Here is a 17,212-nt window from a genome sequence, read left to right as displayed (position 1 = left end):
ACACGGCTGCTCACCTGATAGTTGCAGGGTACAGCCCTACCTACCATCAATCACAGAAAAGTAAACACCTCTGCCGCCGGCAACCGCGACTTGCTCAGCCCGGCATTGAAATCCTCCTCGCTGCGATAGCCCAGGCTCAGCAGCACCACGCTGGTGAAGCCCTGCTCGCGCAGGCCCAGTTCGGCGTCCAGGGCCTTGGCGTCGAAGCCTTCGATCGGCGTGGCGTCCAGGCCGTGGGCGGCGGCGCCCAGCAGTGCGGTGCCCAGGGCCAGGTAGACCTGCTTCTCCATCCAGTGCTGCAGGTCCTTGAAGTCATGGCGGTGCAGGTCGACGTAGCCGCGGCGGGTCTGGTCCTGGCCGTCACGGGCCTGTTCGGTGCGGAAGCGCCCGTCGGCGGCCTCCTGCGCCAGCACCGCCTGCAGGTGGGCCTCGGTCATGTTGGTCCGGGCGGCGAACACGATCACATGGGAGGCGTCGCGCAGCTTCGGGCTGTTGTAGGCGAAACGCTCGTCGGTGGCCTTGGCCAGGCGCGCCTTGCCTTCGGCGCTGTCGGCCACGACGAAGTGCCAGGGCTGCGAGTTGACCGAGGACGGGCTGTGGCGCAGCTGCTCGAGCAAGGCATCGATGGTGGCCTGGGGAATCCTGCGGCTGGCGTCGTAGGCTTTGGTGGTGTAACGGCGTTTGGCGAGGGCAACGGTATCCATCTACGGCAATTCCTCAAAGGGATCGTGAATGAGCTGCATCTTATCTTCCCGGCGGCAAAGAAAAACCAGCACAATGCAGCAACACTTTCATCCCTGGAGTGAAAATGCTGCGCATCAACGACCTCGAACTGTTCGCCCGTGCCAGCGCCCTGGGCAGCTTTACCGCGGCGGCCCACGAGGCCGACCTGCTGCCCGGCCAGGTGGCAGCGGCAATCAAGCGCCTGGAACGCGAACTGGATGTGCGCCTGTTCGCCCGCACCACCCGCAGCCTGCGCCTGACCGCCGAGGGCGAGCTGTACCTGCCCACCGCCCAGCGCGTGCTCGATGCCCTGCGCCAGGGCCGCGAGGACCTGCACGGCAGCCACAGCTGCCTGCGCGGTGTGCTGCAAGTAGCGGCACCGTCAGACATGGGGCGCAACCTGCTGCGGCCCTGGCTCAGCGCGTTTCGCCGCGAGCACCCGGGGCTCGGCCTGCGCTTCTTTCTCTCCGACCAGCTGGCCGACCTCTACCGCGACCCGGTGGATGTGGCCATCCGCTACGGCCAGAACGAGGACGCCAACTACATCGCCCTGCCCCTGGCGCCGTGGAACCGTCGGGTGCTGGTGGCCTCGCCCGACTACCTGGCCCGCCATGGCCGGCCGGGCAGCCCCGACGACCTGCAGCAGCACGACTGCCTGCTGTACCTGCAGCAGAGCCGGGTCTACGACAAATGGCGACTGGGCAACCGCACCGTGCAGGTGCGCGGGCCGCTGTTCAGCGACGACGCCGACGTGGTGCGGCGCTGGGCGCTGGAAGGCGAAGGCATCGTCTACAAGTCGTGGCTGGACGTCAGCGCCAATGTCGCCGCCGGCGAGCTGGAGGTCCTGCTGCCCGAACACCCCGGCGAGCTGACCCCGGTGACCCTGGTGTGCCCGCACCGCAAACAGCTCACCCCGGCGGTGGCCCAGCTGCACCTGTGGCTGCGCGAGCGCTTCGCCACGCTGCGCCCGGAGGGCATGTTGCAGCCGCTGTCGCCGGGCGTATAGTGCATCCACCCCCGACTGCAAGGAGCTGTCATTCATGCCGAGCCTGGAGTTTCTCGTTACCGCGCTGATCATCGTGCTGATTCCCGGCAGCGGGGTCATCCTCACCGTCTCCAGCGCCCTGGTGGCCGGGCGCCGCGCCTGCCTGTGGACCGCCACCGGCTGCACCCTGGGTATCGTCCCGCACCTGCTGGCCTCGGTGCTGGGCCTCTCGGCCTTGCTGCACACCAGCGCCCTGGCCTTCCAGGGCCTGAAGTTCGCCGGCGTCGCCTACCTGCTGTACCTGGCCTATGCCACCTGGCGCGACCGCGCGGCCTTCGCCGTGGACACCCAGGCCACCCCGGCCAGCGCCGGCCAGCTGGTGCTCAAGGCCTGCCTGCTGAACATCCTCAACCCCAAGCTGACGCTGTTCTTCCTCGCCTTCCTGCCGCAGTTCATCAGCCCCCAGGCCGGTTCCGCGACCGTGCAGATGCTCGGCCTGAGCGCGGTGTTCATGGCCATGACCTTCGTCGTCTTCGTGATCTACGGCCTGCTTGCCCACCTGTTCCGCCGCGCCGTCATCGACTCGCCCCAGGTGCAGGCCTGGCTACGGCGCAGCTTCGCCGCCTCGTTCGCCGGGCTTGGCATCAACCTGGCGTTCGCCCAGCGCTGACAGGGCTGCACAATCGTTCTAAACGCCCGGGCCGTTTCTGCGTTAAGGTCGTCTACCGACACCCGCACGGCCCACGCCCATGAGCAACTGGATCGACCTCAGACAGGACGCCGACACCGGCATCGAGTCGGTCCGCGCCCATTTCACCGGCCATGCCTACGACCCGCACTGGCACGACAGCTTTCTGGTCGGGGTGACCGAACAGGGCGTACAGCAGTTCAACTGCCGTCGCCAACGCCACAACAGCACCCCCGGCCAGGTGTTCGTGCTCGAGCCGGGCGACCTGCACGACGGCCATGCGCCTACCAGAGAGGGGTTCACCTACTCGACCCTGTACCTGGATGCCAACTGGCTGGAAACCGAGCTGCGCGCCCTGTTCGAACACGCGCCCTCGGGCGCCCTGCCCAGCTTCGGCACCCTGCTGCACCAGGATCCGCGTCTGGCCGTTGCCACCGCCCGGGCCTTCGAGACGGTGCATTACAACGACCTGCGCATCGTCCGCCAGACCGCCCTGGACGACCTGCTGGCCTGCCTCACCGGCCACCTGCACTGGCGCAAGCGCCTGGACCCCGATCCGCGCTTGCCGCTGTGCGCCCAGGTCGCCCGCGATTACCTGCACGCGCACCTGGACCAGGACATCGGCCTGGTCGAGCTGGCGCAGGTGTGCGGCGTCGACCGCTTCCGCCTGACCCGGGCGTTCAAGGCAGCTTTCGGCCTGGCGCCCCATGCCTACCTGATCCAGCTGCGCCTGGCCCGTGCACGGCGGCGGCTGGCCCTGGGTGAAACGCCGGCCAGCGTCGCCACCTCCCTGGGCTTTGCCGACCAGAGCCATCTGGGCCGCTGGTTCCGCCGCGCCTACCGGCTGACCCCGGCGGATTACCGCAAGCGTTGCTCAAACCTTCCAGACTGAACCCGCGCCCGGCGCGACCATGGCGCTTCGATCACTCGGAGCCTTGACCATGTCGCACACGCTGTTGCCCTTCATTCTCTTCGCCCTGGCCGCCAGCATCAGCCCCGGGCCGACCAACCTGCTGATCCTCGCCCACGGTGCTCAACGCGGCCTGCGTGCCAGCCTGGCGCCGATCGTGACGGCGTGCTGCGCGGCGGCAACAGTGGTGCTGCTGGTGGGCCTGGGGCTGGGCGAGTTGTTGCTGCGCTACCCGCTGGCGCAGCAGGTCATGAGTTGGGTGGGCGCCCTGTGGCTCAGCTGGCTGGCCTGGAAGATGCTGCGCAGCGCCGGTGCGCCGCTGCAGGCGGGCAGCGATAGCGGCCTGGGCCCGCTGAGCGCGGCGACCCTGCAGGTGGTCAACCCCAAGGTGTGGGTGACGGCGGTGGCAATGGTCGGCCTGTTCGCCGGCCCGGCACTGCCGATGTGGTGGCTGAGCCTGGTGTTCCTGCTGATCGCCCTGCCGAGCATGACCGCGTGGGCGTTGATGGGTATCGGCAGCGCCCGCTGGTTACGTTCGCCCCAGGCGCTGCGGGTGTTCAATCAGGGCCTGGCCGGACTGCTGCTGGTGTCGGCGTGGTCGGCCTTGCTGGTGTGACCCGGCGCGCATCGGCCTTCAGCGCGCGGTAGCCGCGCGCAGATGCAACCCCAGGCGCGGCCCGAACACATTGATCAGCAGCCCGAGCATCACCAGCAGCGCGCCCCAGCCCTGGGCCTCGCTCAGGCGCTCGCCCAGCAACAGGGCCGAGGAACTCAGGCCCACCACCGGCACCAGCAGCGAGAACGGCGCCACCTTGCCCGCCGGGTGGCGCGACAACAGGGTGCTCCACAGGCTGTAGCCGACCATGGTGGCGACGAAGGCCAGGTAGGCCAGGGCCAGCACCGAGCTCCAACCGATGTTGGCCAAGGCATGGCCGATGCGCTCGGGCCCTTCCAGCCACCAGGACAGCGCCAGGAACGGCAGCGGCGGGATCAGCCCGCCCCAGATCACCAGGGCGACCAGGTCGACCTTGCCGAAGCGCCGGGTGATGATGTTGCCCATGCCCCACATGGCGCCGCCGCACAGGGTCAGCAGCAGTGCGAGCAGCGGCACGTGGCCACTGTCCTCGCTGCCGATCACCGCCAGGCCGCCGGCGGCCACCAGCAATCCCAGCACACTGGCCAGGCGCAGCCGCTCGCCAAGGAACAGCGCGGCGAAGCCCAAGGTGAAGAACGCCTGGGACTGCAGCACCAACGAGGCCAGCCCCGGCGGCATGCCACTGGCCATGGCCTGGAACAGGAAGGCGAACTGGCCCAGGGAAATGGTCGCGCCGTAGGCGATCAACCAGCGCCAGGGCAGGTTCGGGCGCTTGATCAGGAACACCGCCGGAAAGGCCACCAGCAGAAAGCGCAATGCCCCCAGCAGCATCGGCGGCAGGCCGTCGAGGCCGACCTTGATGACCACGAAATTGACGCCCCAGGCGATGATCACCACCAGGGCGATCAGCAGGTCCTTGAGTGGCATGGCACGCATTCCTTCTTCAGGCTTGTTATAGACATATTTGGTTACAGCATAAGGGCATCGCGCAGCCGCGGACCAGCACAGTTGCGCGCCAGCCTTGCGCAACAGTCGGCTGTGATGGCTGCGCAGAACCCATGAAAACCCTGCGCAAGCTTCACTTGACCAGACTTGTATATACATGCTCATATCAGGTTTCGGCCATCCGCCCTGCGTCCCGCCGATAGCCGCCGCCTTTCACAAAAACAACGAAGCGGAGCCCTCCCCGATGTCCAGCAAACCCGTGATCGAGCGCCGCTCGATCGACTACATCCCCGAGTCTGAACGCCATGGACGCGTCTACAGCCAATTCACCCTGTGGCTGGGAGCCAACCTGCAGATCACCGCGATCGTCACCGGCGCCCTGGCCGTGGTGCTGGGCGGCGATGTGTTCTGGTCGTTGATCGGCCTGCTGCTCGGGCAACTGGTCGGCGGCGCGGTGATGGCCCTGCACGCCGCCCAGGGGCCGCGCCTGGGGCTGCCGCAGATGATCTCCAGCCGCGTGCAGTTCGGGGTATACGGCGCGGCCATCCCCATGGCCCTGGTGTGCCTGATGTACCTGGGCTTCACCGCCACCGGCACGGTGCTGTCCGGCCAGGCCATCGGCCAGTTGCTGAGCATCAGTGACAGCGCCGGCATCCTGATCTTCGCCGGGGTGATCGTGCTGGCGACCCTGGCCGGCTACCGGGTGATTCACTGGATCGGTCGCGTGGCCAGCGTGCTGGGGATCATCGCCTTCGTCTACCTGTTCAGCCGTATCCTGATGCTCGCCGACATCGGACAGCTGCTCGACAACCGCCACTTCAGCTGGGCCAGCTTCCTGCTGGCGGTGTCGCTGGCGGCGTCCTGGCAGATCGCCTTCGGCCCGTACGTGGCCGACTACTCGCGCTACCTGCCCAGCCATACCTCGCCGCTCAAGACCTTCCTCGCCGCCGGCCTGGGCTCGGTGATCGGCGCCCAGGCCTCGATGATCCTCGGCGTGTTCGCCGCGGCCATCGCCGGCGGCCAGTTCTCCGGGCGCGAGGTGGCCTACATCGTCGGCCTGGGCGGCGCCGGCACCACGGCGGCGCTGCTGTACTTCTGCATCGCCTTCGGCAAGGTGACCATCTCCACCCTCAACAGCTACGGCAGCTTCATGTGCATCGCCACGATCATCAGTGGTTTCCGTGGCCACCTGCAGATCAGCCGAATCCAGCGCCTGGTGTTCGTGCTCGGCATCGTCGGCGCCGCGACCCTGGTCGCCCTGCTCGGCCAGCATTCGTTCCTCAGCGCGTTCAAGTCGTTCATCCTGTTCCTGCTGACCTTCTTCGTGCCGTGGAGCGCGGTGAACCTGGTGGACTACTACTTCATCACCAAGGAGCGCTACGACATCCCGGCGCTGGCCGACCCTGACGGTCGCTACGGGCGCTGGAACTGGCCGGGTATCGGCGTGTACACCTTCGGCGTGCTGGTGCAGATGCCGTTCATCGACACCAAGCTGTACACCGGGCCCATGGTCGCGCACCTGGGCGGCGTGGACGTGTCGTGGCTGATCGGCCTGGTGGTGCCGAGCGTGCTGTACTACTGCGTGGCCCGCCGCCGGGCGGCCGAGGCGCCGGTCGGGATCATCGTGCCGGAGGGGCGCTGAGCCGGGTGCTGATTGAAATATGAATTCGTGGGAGCGGCGGTGCACCGATGCGACTTGCACCGCGATCACCGGCTATGCCGGTGCCATATATCGCTTCGCGGGGCAAGTCGCATCGGCGCACCGCCGCTCCCACGCAGTCCTGTCTAAATCCAAGCGTTATGTTTAGCCCGCTTCTGCCAGAGCGCTGTCATCTTTCGGTCAAGCAACTGTCGTAATCTGCGGCGCAACTCTATGCCACAGGTCTCCGGCATGCCTCGCCTGCTTCTGCTTCTGCTGTGCCTGCTCCCGGGCCTGGCCTGCGCCGGGCCCGCGCAACTGCGTATCCAGGGCTCCAACACCATCGGCGCGGCCCTTGGCCCGGCCCTGGTGCAGGGGCTGCTGCAGGCCCAGGGTGCAAGCGCCATCGAGCGCCGGCCCGGCGCCACGAGCAACGAGACCGAAGTCCACGCCGTCGGTCCAGACGGCCAGCCCGTGCGCATCGACATCGCCGCCCATGGCACCAGCACCGGCTTTGTCGCGCTGGCCCGGGGCGAGACCGACCTGGCCGCGGCCTCGCGGCCGATCAGCGACAGCGAGGCGCAACAGTTGCAGGCCCTGGGCAACCTGCGCGGCGCAGGCTCGGAACAGGTGATCGGCCTGGATGGCGTGGCGGTGATCGTCCACCCGGACAACCCGCTCACGCAACTGACCACCGAGCAACTGGCCCAGGTGTTCTCCGGCCAGCTGCAGCGCTGGGAACAGCTGGGCGTGCCCGGCGGGGCGATCCACCTGTATGCCCGCGATGATCGCTCCGGCACCTTCGAAACCTTCAAGGCGCTGGTGCTTGCCCCCCAGCAAGCGACACTGGCCCCCCAGGTGCGGCGCTTCGAATCCGCCGACGAGCTGGCCGCCCAGGTCATGGCCGACCGCCAGGCCATCGGCTTCAGCGGCCTTGGCACGGTCCACCGGGCCAAGCCGCTGGCCGTGGCCGAGGGTGACGCCCCGGCGCTTGCGCCCAGCCGCGCCCTGGTGGCCAGCGAGGACTACCCGCTGTCGCGGCGCCTGTTCTTCTACCTCCCCGCCCACCCCACGGCACAAGCCAGGGCCCTCGCCGAGTTCGCCCAGGGCCCCGCCGGCCAGGCCATCGTCGCCGAACAGGGCTTCGTCTCCCAGCAGATCAAGCCGCAGCAGGTCGCGGCCCAGGCCGACATGCCGCCGCGTTACCGGGCGCTGGCCGGCGAGGCGCAGCGCCTGAGCGTGAACTTCCGCTTCCAGGAGGGCAGCGCCGGCCTCGACAACAAGGCCCTGCGCGATGTGCAGCGGGTCGGCGACTACCTACGCCAGGCCGGCAAGCTGCAGGGCAAGGTAGTGCTGGTGGGCTTCGGCGACCCCAAGGAAACCCCGGGCCGCGCCGCGCTGCTGTCGCGCCTGCGGGCCATGGCGGTACGCCGGGAGCTGGCCCGGGCCGGGGTGCAGGTCAGGGATGTAGCGGGCATGGGCGACGAACTGCCGGTGGCCGGCAACGACCTGGAGCAAGGGCGCCTGCGCAACCGCCGGGTCGAGGTGTGGGTGTACTGACCCGCTCAGCCGCCATCGGGCAGTTCGACCCGCGCCACCAGCCCACCGCCCACGCGATTGCGCAAGGTCAGCTCGCCGCCCTGCTCGCGCACGCTGGCCCGGGCGGCCGAGAGGCCGAGGCCGACGCCGCCGGTGTCGCGGTTGCGCGACCCCTCAAGCCGGTAGAATGGCTCAAACACCTGCTGCAGTGCCTCCTCGGGAATCCCCGGACCACTGTCGCGCACTTCGATGACGATCAGGTGAGCCGTGCGGCGCAGGGTAACCTGCGGGTCGCGGGCATACTTCATGGCATTTTCCAGCAGGTTGACGATCACCCGCTTGGTCGCCAGCGGACGACCGTCGTGCACCAGATGCGCCGGCCCCTTGAAAGCGACGTCTATGTGCTGGTCACGATAGTCGTCGACCAGGGTCTGCAACAGCTCCGACAGGTCGTAGGCCGTGCGCTGCTCCAACTGCGTGCCTTCGCGGAAGAACGCCAGGGCCTCGTTGATCATCGTCTGCATTTCGTCGACATCGCGGATCAGCTTGCGCTGGTGGTCCAGGTCCTCCATGAACTCGCTGCGCAGACGCATGCGCGTCAATGGCGCGCGCAAGTCATGGGAGATGGCCGCGAGCATATGGGTGCGCTCGCGAAGAAAGTGCTGGATCTGCGCCTGCATGGTGTTGAAGGCGATGATTGCCTGGCGGATTTCCTCGGGACCTTCGATAGCGATGGGCGGCGCCTGCAGATCGCCGCCGAAGCGCCGCGCCGCGCTGGCAAAGCGTTGCAGCGGCGCGGCCAGCTGGCGGGTGGCGAGCCAGGCCACCAGCAATGTCGCCACCAGCCCCAGGCCGATGACCACCGCCAGGCGCGCCGTCGCGCTCATGCCCCAGCTGCGCTCCGGCGGCACGAACAGCAGCCAGCTGTCATCGGCCAGGGCGAGCAGCGCCACGTAATGCGCCTCGGTGCTGCCCGCAGGCCAGTCGTCCGGGTTGTACACCTCGATCAGTCGCGAGGGCCCCAATAGCTGCGCCATCGCCGGCACCTGCCCGGAGTTGAGCAATGTGCCCGGGCCCGGCAGGCCAAAGTCGTCACGCCGGGTACTCCAGGTCACCCGCAGCGTTGGCGTGCTCGCCGCCTCGGCCAACTGCCTGCGCAGCGTCGCCGGCGCGGTCTCGATCACCCGTGTGGTCACGGCGATCTGTTCGAGCAGGCCGGTGCGCTCGATGGGTGGGCGCGCCCAATTGCCAGCGACCTGGACGAACAGGGCGTTGAACGCCAACGACGCGAGCAGCGCGGTGAAAATGGTCAGGGCGATGCGCTTGCGCAGGGTATCGCGGCCCAGCAGGCGGCGGATCACGAACGGCTCACCTTGGCGCTGAACAGATAGCCGCCATTGCGCACCGTGCGGATCAGGTCCGGGCGCTTGCTGTCGGGCTCGATCTTGCGCCGCAGGCGGCTGACCTGCACATCGATGCTGCGGTCGAAGGCGTCATGCCCGTGCCCACGGGTCAGGTCGATCAATTGCTCGCGGGTGAGGATGCGCTGCGGGTGCTCGAGAAACACCACCAGCAAATCGAACTCGGCGCCGGACAGCGGCACCATCACCCGCTCGGGCGAGCGCAGTTCGCGGCAAGTGATGTCCAGCTGCCAACCGGCGAAGCCGATCACCGGACGCGCCGCCTCTCCGCGCGGCGGCTGTTCACCAACCCGGCGCTGCACGGCGCGCAGGCGGGCCAGCAGTTCGCGAGGGTCAAACGGTTTGGTCAGGTAGTCGTCGGCGCCCAGTTCCAGGCCGATGATACGGTCGCTCAGCTCGGCCATGGCGGTGAGCATGATGACCGGTACCCCGAGCTGCGCACGCAACTTCTGACACAATCCCAGGCCACTTTCGCCGGGCAGCATCAGGTCGAGGATGATCGCATCCGGGCGCTGCCGGGCGATGGCGGCCCACATCGCCTGCCCCTCGGCGGCCAGGTCCACCTCGTAACCGTGCTGGACGAAGAATTGCTTCAGCAAGGCGAGGATTTCGACGTCGTCATCGACGATCAACAGTCTGCTCACGGTGATACCGGTCCGGGAAAAGGGCGTATCTAAAACCATTGCGCCACGCGGGTCATTTATTTCAATCACGCAACATTTCGTCACGCACGACACAAAGTGGACATCACCCGGCAACGATGGCCCTTCACCCTGGCGGCCTTCCACTACCGAGGGCTCCCCATGAAGATAGTCGACAGCCGCAACAGCACCGATGGGCATGAGGGCTCCGCGTCCCTGATCCTCAGCCAGCGCAACACCCAGCGCGGACAATCGGGTTCGCTGATCGTGCAGCAGGAGTGCCTGGAGCTGGCAGACGAACAGGGCTACGTCACCCTGCGCCGGTATTTCGAACACTACGACCCGGCCTTTGGCGAATGGGTCGAGTACAGCCACACCGTTCCCGTCCGTGACCTCGTGCACTGGCTGATGGCACGCGGGCAGCTGCGCATCCAGACATCGCAGGACGTGCCCCACCTGCAAGCGGCCCTTCCGACCCGGCGCGAGGTTCGCCACCCATGAGTCGGCGTCACCTCCTGGCACTGGTGCTGACGTCCACCCTGGGCCTGTCCGCGTGCAGCAGCAACAAGCCGACACCGACCGGTTATCTCAAGGACTACGGATTACTCACCCCGCACCAGGCGCCTTCGGGCGCAACGGTGCTCAGCTGGGCCGACCCGAAATGGCCAAAGGGCCGTTACATCGAGGTCTACCTGGCACCCAGCCGGTTCTACCCGGCTCCCGAGCCGAGCACGCGCATCCCCCAGGCCACCCTTGCCAGCATCACCCACTACTATGACGCGGTACTGCGCAACGAACTGGGCAAGGTGATGACGGTGGTCGACAGGCCCGGCCCGAACACCCTGGTGGTCAGGCCGGCCATCACCCGCATCAGCGCCGACACCCAGGGCCTGCGCTTCTACGAGTGGCTGCCGATCACCCTGGTCGCGGCCGGGGTGAGCAGTGCCGCCGGCATTCGCGACCGGGACAGCGCGATCGCCAGCGAGCTGTCGTTCGAGGCGGGCGCGAGCGGCAAGGTGGTCGGCGAGGCGATGCTCGCGGGTACCGGCGTGCCGTTGGATAACGACCGCCAGGTGATGACCGCCGACAACGTCAAGGCCGTGCTCGACGGCTGGGCCGTGGACCTGCGCCAGGGCTACGCGGCGCCGCTCAGGTAGCGTGACGCTTCACAGGACAAGCCCAGTCCGCTTGGTCAGGCCTTGAGCGTGGCCATGTCGATGACGAAGCGGTACTTCACGTCGCCGGCGATCATCCGCTCATAGGCCTGGTTGATGTTGCGGATGTCGAGCATTTCGATATCGCAGCTGATCCCATGCTCGGCGCAGAAGTCGAGCACCTCCTGGGTTTCGGCGATACCGCCGATCAAGGAACCTGCCAGCACCCGGCGCTGCATCACCAGGTTGGCCGCATGCACCGGCGGGTCGACCGGCTCGATCAACCCGACCAGGATATGCACGCCACCGAACTTCAGGGTTTGCAGGTAGGGGTTGAGGTCGTGCTGCACCGGAATGGTGTCGAGCAGGAAATCGAAGCGGCCCGCCGCACTGCGCATCTGTTCGGCATCGGTGGAGACGATCACATGGTCGGCGCCCTGGCGACGGGCTTCCTCGGCCTTGGCCGCGGAGCGGGTGAACAGGGTCACTTGCGCGCCCAGGGCCTTGGCCAGCTTGATGCCCATATGGCCCAGGCCACCCATGCCCAGCACGCCCACCTTGTGCCCGGGGCCCACGCCGTGGTGCTTGAGGGGCGAATAGGTGGTGATGCCGGCACACAGGATCGGCGCCGCACTGGCCAGGTCCATGCCCTCGGGAATGCGCAGGACGAAATGCTCGCTGACCACGATGCTGCTGGAGTAGCCACCCATCGTGTTGCTGCCGTCGACCCGGTCGGGGGTGGCGTAGGTCATGGTCGGGCCTTCCAGGCAGTACTGCTCGACGTCCTGGCGACAGGCCTCGCAGTGACGGCAGGAATCGACCATGCAGCCGACGCCGACCAGATCGCCGACCTGGTAACGGCTGACCTGCGCGCCCACCGCGCTGACCCGGCCGACGATCTCGTGGCCCGGCATCAGCGGGTACACGGCGATGCCCCATTCGTTGCGGGCCTGGTGGATATCGGAATGGCACACGCCACAGTAGAGGATCTCGATGACCACATCGTCGGGCCGCGGGCTGCGGCGCTGGAAGGTCATGGGGGCCAGGGGGCTGGTGGGCGATTGGGCGGCGTAACCGATGGCGGTGTACATGGAGTACCTCGTGCAAGTGAAACGATTCAGTTTGCGCATTCTGGGCGCCGCTACCCGCCTCGCCCACCGCCGATTCTCCGGCATGCATGCCTGATTCTCCGGACCTTGCCGCCAGCCTCTGGCATGACCCCGTGAATCTGCGAAGATGCCAGTGTCCGATTCTCTGCCCGGGTTCATCATGCACCTGACTCGCCATGTGGATGCCAATGCCACGCTCTGCTCACTGATTCGCGCCCTCGCCACAGGCCCGGGGTTCGTGCCCACCCTCCTGCCCCAGGTTCAGGTCCTGACCTGGGACCACTACGTGGCCAGCAGCCCGCAAATCTACGAACCCAGCCTGATCATCCTCGCCCAGGGCAGCAAGCTGGCGCGCCTGGGCCCACGTACCCTGGAGTACGGTGCCGGGCATTACCTGGTGCAGGCGCTGTCGGTACCGTTCATGTGCGAGACCTTTGCCACGCCCCAGGCGCCGCTGCTGGGTGTGGCGGTGGACATCGACCGCGCCCTGATCGGCGAGTTGGTGCAAAGTATGGATCTGGGGCCGGATGCCGCGGTGCAGGCACAGACGCCACAGTCGATGACCTCGGCAGTGCTGGACACGGCCATGCGCGACAGCGTCGAACGCCTGCTGCAGTGCCTGCAGGACCCACTGGACGCCAAGGTGCTGGGGCCGGCGCGGGTGCGCGAGGTGCTCTACACCGCGTTGCGCGGGCCGAAGGCCGGCGTGCTCCGGGCGCTGGTCGAGCAACAGGGGCATTTCGCCCGGATCGGTGCGGCCCTGACTTACTTGCGCGAGCACTACGCCGAGCCGTTGGGGGTGGATGAGCTGGCCAGCCGGGCGAACATGAGCGTGTCGACCTTCCACGAGCACTTCAAGCGCTGCACCGACCTGGCGCCGATGCAGTACCTCAAGCGCCTGCGCCTGCTCAAGGCGCAGCAGATGCTGATCGGCGAGGGGCTGGGCGTGGCCCAGGTGGCGCACCGGGTGGGTTATCAGAGCACCTCGCAGTTCAGCCGCGAGTACAAGCGCCAGTTCGCCCGCAGCCCGGGGGAAGAACAGCCGTACCAGAGCCTGCCGGCCTGATCGGGGCCGTCGTGGCAGACTGCAAGAGCAGGATGCGTGGGAGCGGGCTTGCCCCGCGATCACCGGCGCAGCCGGTGCCATGCCCCCCATCGCGGGGCAAGCCCGCTCCCACGCAGGTCGCGCGATCCGCTACAAAAATCACTTGCACGATGATCGCCTACTGCCGCAGAACCATCGCCACAATGGTCGCCTGCAACTCGCGCTTGGCCGCTTCAGCCGTCAGCTCTGCGGCCGCCGCCGCCAGGGACAGCGCATCCGCCGCGCCCACCAGCACCCACAGCCCGGCCACGCCGATATCGCCACCCGGCGCGAACGGCAACAGCGCTTCGCGACACTTGTCCATGAACGGCCCGTCATAGCCGCGCTTGAGCGCCTCCAGCTCCGGCGAGCCGGCCAGCGCGGCGCTGACCCCGGGAATCTCCCGGCCCTGGGTGGCCACGCAGTCCACATAGGCCTCGGCAATCACCCAGGCCCGCTCCGCCAGGCCGGCCGGGCAGCCGGCCAGGGCCTTGTCGAGCATGGCGGTCTGGCGGGCGTCGTATTCCTGGTAAAGCGCCAGCAACAAGCCGTTGCGGGTCTCGAAATGGTCGTACACCACCGGCTTGGTCACCCCGGCCTGCTCGGCCAGGTATCCCAGACTCAAGGCATCGGTGCCCTCCTCGCGTACCAGCCGCCAGGCCACATCCAGCAACTGGCGCCGGCGCTCCTCGCGGGACAGGCGTTTGCGCGGCGCGGTCTTTTCCTCGCTTGACATCGCTTACCTACCAAAAGTAACTTACTAAGCGTAACTTACCTCGAGTATATAACGCTCCCGGTGTCCCTGCATCCTGATTCTGGAGATTCCACCATGCATGCCCTGATCGTCATCGGTCACCACGACCCCGACTCCCTCACCCACGCCCTCGCCCAGCAGATCGCCGAGGGCCTGCGCGCCGCCGGCCATACCAGCGAGTTCGCCGACCTGGCCAGCGAAGGCTTCGACCCACGCTTCGGCCTGGCCGACCACGCCGTGCACCGCCGCCTGGGCAAGCCACCGGCCGATGTACTGGCCGAACAGGCGCGCATCGAGCGGGCCGACACCGTGGTCATGGTCTACCCCATCTACTGGTGGTCGCTGCCGGCCCTGCTCAAGGGCTGGGTCGAGCGAGTGTTCAGCAACGGCTGGGCCTTCGACCAGGCCGCCGACGGCAGCACCACCAAGCTGCTGCACGGGATGACCGCGCACCTGGTCGGCGTGGCCGGCGCCGATGCCGGCACCTTCGAGCGCCATGGCTATGGCGAAGCCATGCGCGTGCAGATCGAGCACGGCATCTTCGACTACTGCGGTGCCCGGGTCCTGAGCTCGACGCTGCTGGAGGACAGTGAGGGACAGGATCCCACGCGGCATCTGCGCAGCGCGCGCGCACTGGGGGAACGCCTGTTCGTCAGCGAAAGGCAAGCAGTGCCGGTTGTCTAGCCTTCGCTACAGGAGCGGCCTGGCCTCGCTCCTATTGATCCAGCGCCCACCGCGCCAGCGGCCAATAGCGCTCCTTTCGCGATTCGTAGAGCACAAAATGACGGGGAGCGAGGAAGAACTCCGGTGCCTGGCGCGCTTCGGGCACCTGCGCCCGATAATCGCGGGACAGCGTCAGGTGCGGGCGATACTCCCTTGGTTTCCCCTCCAGCCCCAGCGGCAGGACAGCCTGCTGCAACGCGTACACTAACTGCCGCAGCCCGGCGGGTGGTTGCTCGGGCTCAAGCACCAGCCCCCCCGCGCGCGACCATGCCTGCAAACGGTTCAGCACCAGGCGCAACGGTGCATCGGGCAGTCTGAGCCGATCGACCGCCGCGCAGATTGCCGGCACCTGCTCGGCGTCCACGTCACCGAGAAACAGCAAGGTGACGTGGAAATTCTCCGCAGGCACTGGTTTGCCGCTGCGCAGGTTCAGCCCTCGACGCCACTGCGCCAGGGCACGGCATTGTTGGTCGCTGACCGGCAAGGCGAAGAACAGCCGTTTGAACGGCGCGCCACTGGGGCGCGGATCCTGGACCATGCGAGTCTCCCTGATAACGGTTCGCGCCATCGAGTGTAGCGCCCTGCCCATGCAAAACAGCGACATAAGCTGTTGAATCGTTTGCGCAACCTGTCAGCCATTGCACCTAAGTCGGTCAGACAAGACGTAACAATAAGTACAAACCCGCGCCACGATTGTTTATGCTGGCGGGCTTACGCCATGGCGCATGGCCATTTTTCGACAAGTAAACGTCCATGAAAATTGCACTCGTACTGATCTTCGTCCTCTCGATCGCCTATGTTCACCTGCGCGGTCGGGTTCGTCACAAGCTGACCCGCCAGCTGGGCGATCACTCCAGTTTCCTGGCCCCGGTCAACGCCTTCCTGTACCTGTTCTCCAAGCATCCGGCCAAGCCGTACCTGCCAGTCAGCGCCTTCCCCGAGCTGCAGGTGCTGCAGGACCACTGGCAGGAGATCCGCGAGGAAGGCCAGCAGCTGCTGCAGGCCGGCGAGATCAAGAAGTCCGACAACTACGACGACGTCGGTTTCAACTCGTTCTTCAAGACCGGCTGGAAGCGCTTCTACCTGAAGTGGTACGGCGAGAGCCACCCGTCGGCGATGTCCCTGTGCCCGCGCACCACCGAACTGCTCGCCGGCATTGGCACGGTCAAGGCGGCAATGTTCGCCACCCTGCCGCCGGGCGCCAAGCTGGTGCGCCACCGCGACCCGTACGCCGGCTCCTACCGCTACCACCTGGGCCTGGACACGCCCAACGACGATGGCTGCTACATCGACGTGGACGGCGAGAAGTACTCCTGGCGTGACGGCGAAGGCGTGGTGTTCGACGAGACCTACATCCACTACGCGGCCAACACCACCGAGCACAACCGCATCATCCTGTTCTGCGACGTCGAGCGCCCGCTCAAGTACCGCTGGGCCGAGGCGTTCAACCGCTGGTTCAGCCGCAACGTGATGGCCGCCGCCGCCGCGCCCAACGATGCCAGCGACAAGACCGGCGGCATCAACCGCCTGTTCACCCGCATCTACAAGATCCGCGAACGCGGCAAGGCGATGAAGAAACGCAACCGCACCCGCTACTACCTGGAGAAGTGGGCGGTGGTCGCGGCGCTGGTGCTGGTGTTCATCTACATCTGATCCGCCACCCTCGCAGGCCACACTGGCCGCTCTCATGGAACTGCACATAACGCATTGATTTAACAGGGTCCTGTGGGAGCGGCTTTAGCCGCGAAGAATCCAGCGCGGTGCCTGGCACCGGCTCCGCCGGTGTTCGCGGGTAAACCCGCTCCCACAGGGTGCGCGGACTACCTGCGAACTCAGTTCCCTCCCGCCAAACATCGACTAGCCTGATAGCTCCTGTTGCCAACCTGACAAGGTGAAGATGATGAGCATGATGGACTGGGACGCCTACCGTAAGCAGTTGATGGCCGGCATCGGCGATCTCAAGCAACTCTCTCCCGATACCGTGGCCGGCTACATGACCGCCAGCGGCGCCGGGGCCAAGACCAACCACCTGGATGCCAAGACCCGTGAGCTGATCTCGTTGGCCGTGGCCGTCACCACCCGCTGCGACGGCTGCATCGCCGTGCATTCGCAGCAGGCGGTCAAGCACGGCGCCACCCGCGAAGAGATTGCCGAAGCCCTCGGCGTGGCGGTGGCGATGAACGCCGGCGCCGCGCTGGTCTACTCGGCCAGGGCGCTGGACGCCGTGGGCAAGGCCGGCGCCTGACACTTCATGGCGCCGCCGCCCTTGCGCGACGGCGCCGCGACACCCAGACTTGACGGT

19 protein-coding genes are annotated in these 17,212 nt (G+C 67.2%); 12 read left to right on the top strand and 7 right to left on the bottom strand.

Annotation, left to right across the window (positions count from 1 at the left end; genetic code table 11):
- Positions 1 to 50 precede the first annotated feature (50 nt).
- Positions 51 to 704 carry an oxygen-insensitive NAD(P)H-dependent nitroreductase NfsB gene (locus tag K2O50_RS10540; RefSeq protein WP_050706152.1) on the bottom strand — a complete coding sequence of 218 codons (654 nt, stop codon included), beginning with the start codon at positions 702 to 704 and terminating at the stop codon, positions 51 to 53.
- Positions 705 to 808: 104 nt separating this feature from the next.
- Between K2O50_RS10540 and K2O50_RS10535 the strand changes: the two genes are divergently transcribed.
- The 4 genes from K2O50_RS10535 (at position 809) to K2O50_RS10520 (ending at position 3,922) form a co-directional block, all read left to right on the top strand.
- Positions 809 to 1,729, top strand: a complete 921-nt coding sequence (locus K2O50_RS10535) for a LysR family transcriptional regulator (RefSeq protein WP_050706153.1) — start codon at positions 809 to 811, stop codon at positions 1,727 to 1,729.
- 34 nt (positions 1,730 to 1,763) lie between these two features.
- Positions 1,764 to 2,378 carry a LysE family translocator gene (locus tag K2O50_RS10530; protein ID WP_050706154.1) on the top strand — a complete coding sequence of 205 codons (615 nt, stop codon included), beginning with the start codon at positions 1,764 to 1,766 and terminating at the stop codon, positions 2,376 to 2,378.
- 79 nt (positions 2,379 to 2,457) lie between these two features.
- Positions 2,458 to 3,288 carry an AraC family transcriptional regulator gene (locus K2O50_RS10525; protein ID WP_050706155.1) on the top strand — a complete coding sequence of 277 codons (831 nt, stop codon included), beginning with the start codon at positions 2,458 to 2,460 and terminating at the stop codon, positions 3,286 to 3,288.
- A 49-nt stretch (positions 3,289 to 3,337) separates the two neighbouring features.
- Positions 3,338 to 3,922 carry a LysE family translocator gene (locus K2O50_RS10520; RefSeq protein WP_050706156.1) on the top strand — a complete coding sequence of 195 codons (585 nt, stop codon included), beginning with the start codon at positions 3,338 to 3,340 and terminating at the stop codon, positions 3,920 to 3,922.
- 18 nt (positions 3,923 to 3,940) lie between these two features.
- Here the strand turns inward: K2O50_RS10520 and K2O50_RS10515 are convergent, their stop codons facing one another.
- Positions 3,941 to 4,828, bottom strand: coding sequence for an EamA family transporter (locus tag K2O50_RS10515; protein ID WP_050706157.1), 888 nt, complete (start codon positions 4,826 to 4,828; stop codon positions 3,941 to 3,943).
- Between the two features lie 262 nt (positions 4,829 to 5,090).
- Between K2O50_RS10515 and K2O50_RS10510 the strand changes: the two genes are divergently transcribed.
- The gene (locus tag K2O50_RS10510; protein ID WP_050706158.1) at positions 5,091 to 6,488 is read left to right on the top strand and encodes a cytosine permease; all 1,398 of its coding nucleotides are present in this window, start codon (positions 5,091 to 5,093) and stop codon (positions 6,486 to 6,488) included.
- Positions 6,489 to 6,737: 249 nt separating this feature from the next.
- The gene (locus tag K2O50_RS10505) at positions 6,738 to 8,045 is read left to right on the top strand and encodes a phosphate ABC transporter substrate-binding/OmpA family protein (protein ID WP_050706159.1); all 1,308 of its coding nucleotides are present in this window, start codon (positions 6,738 to 6,740) and stop codon (positions 8,043 to 8,045) included.
- Between the two features lie 5 nt (positions 8,046 to 8,050).
- Here K2O50_RS10505 and K2O50_RS10500 read toward each other — a convergent pair whose 3' ends face one another.
- Positions 8,051 to 9,385, bottom strand: coding sequence for an ATP-binding protein (locus K2O50_RS10500; protein ID WP_050706160.1), 1,335 nt, complete (start codon positions 9,383 to 9,385; stop codon positions 8,051 to 8,053).
- On the bottom strand, positions 9,382 to 10,128 hold the full coding sequence (locus K2O50_RS10495) for a response regulator (RefSeq protein ID WP_050706161.1): 747 nt from the start codon (positions 10,126 to 10,128) through the stop codon (positions 9,382 to 9,384). Before K2O50_RS10495 ends, K2O50_RS10500 begins: the two co-directional genes overlap by 4 nt.
- Before the next feature lie 120 nt (positions 10,129 to 10,248).
- On the opposite strand from K2O50_RS10495, the gene K2O50_RS10490 reads away from it, so the two are divergent.
- Positions 10,249 to 10,587 (top strand): hypothetical protein, encoded by a 339-nt coding sequence (locus K2O50_RS10490; protein WP_050706162.1) that lies wholly within the window; start codon positions 10,249 to 10,251, stop codon positions 10,585 to 10,587.
- Entirely contained in the window at positions 10,584 to 11,243 is a 660-nt protein-coding gene (locus tag K2O50_RS10485) for a DUF3313 domain-containing protein (protein ID WP_050706163.1), read from the top strand. Before K2O50_RS10490 ends, K2O50_RS10485 begins: the two co-directional genes overlap by 4 nt.
- Positions 11,244 to 11,278: 35 nt before the next feature.
- On the opposite strand, the gene K2O50_RS10480 is transcribed toward K2O50_RS10485, so the two are convergent.
- The gene (locus K2O50_RS10480; RefSeq protein ID WP_050706164.1) at positions 11,279 to 12,331 is read right to left on the bottom strand and encodes an NAD(P)-dependent alcohol dehydrogenase; all 1,053 of its coding nucleotides are present in this window, start codon (positions 12,329 to 12,331) and stop codon (positions 11,279 to 11,281) included.
- A gap of 178 nt (positions 12,332 to 12,509) precedes the next feature.
- On the opposite strand from K2O50_RS10480, the gene K2O50_RS10475 reads away from it, so the two are divergent.
- Complete coding sequence (locus K2O50_RS10475) at positions 12,510 to 13,415, top strand: AraC family transcriptional regulator (RefSeq protein ID WP_050706165.1); 906 nt, start codon at positions 12,510 to 12,512, stop codon at positions 13,413 to 13,415.
- Between the two features lie 157 nt (positions 13,416 to 13,572).
- On the opposite strand, the gene K2O50_RS10470 is transcribed toward K2O50_RS10475, so the two are convergent.
- Positions 13,573 to 14,169 carry a TetR/AcrR family transcriptional regulator gene (locus tag K2O50_RS10470; RefSeq protein ID WP_050706166.1) on the bottom strand — a complete coding sequence of 199 codons (597 nt, stop codon included), beginning with the start codon at positions 14,167 to 14,169 and terminating at the stop codon, positions 13,573 to 13,575.
- A 93-nt stretch (positions 14,170 to 14,262) separates the two neighbouring features.
- On the opposite strand from K2O50_RS10470, the gene K2O50_RS10465 reads away from it, so the two are divergent.
- Positions 14,263 to 14,871 carry an NAD(P)H-dependent oxidoreductase gene (locus K2O50_RS10465; RefSeq protein WP_050706167.1) on the top strand — a complete coding sequence of 203 codons (609 nt, stop codon included), beginning with the start codon at positions 14,263 to 14,265 and terminating at the stop codon, positions 14,869 to 14,871.
- Positions 14,872 to 14,902: 31 nt separating this feature from the next.
- Here K2O50_RS10465 and thpR read toward each other — a convergent pair whose 3' ends face one another.
- Positions 14,903 to 15,448: an RNA 2',3'-cyclic phosphodiesterase gene (gene thpR, locus K2O50_RS10460; protein ID WP_050706194.1), complete on the bottom strand. Its 546-nt coding sequence runs from the start codon at positions 15,446 to 15,448 to the stop codon at positions 14,903 to 14,905.
- A gap of 215 nt (positions 15,449 to 15,663) precedes the next feature.
- On the opposite strand from thpR, the gene lpxO reads away from it, so the two are divergent.
- Positions 15,664 to 16,563, top strand: a complete 900-nt coding sequence (gene lpxO / locus K2O50_RS10455; RefSeq protein WP_050706168.1) for a lipid A hydroxylase LpxO — start codon at positions 15,664 to 15,666, stop codon at positions 16,561 to 16,563.
- Positions 16,564 to 16,810: 247 nt separating this feature from the next.
- Entirely contained in the window at positions 16,811 to 17,155 is a 345-nt protein-coding gene (locus K2O50_RS10450) for a carboxymuconolactone decarboxylase family protein (RefSeq protein WP_046856072.1), read from the top strand.
- Positions 17,156 to 17,212 lie beyond the last annotated feature (57 nt).

It is taken from the genome of Pseudomonas sp. 2hn, from assembly GCF_019646095.1.
In the GTDB taxonomy this organism is placed as follows: Bacteria; Pseudomonadota; Gammaproteobacteria; order Pseudomonadales; family Pseudomonadaceae; genus Aquipseudomonas; species Aquipseudomonas peradeniyensis.
This window is presented reverse-complemented; position numbering and strand designations above follow the sequence as displayed.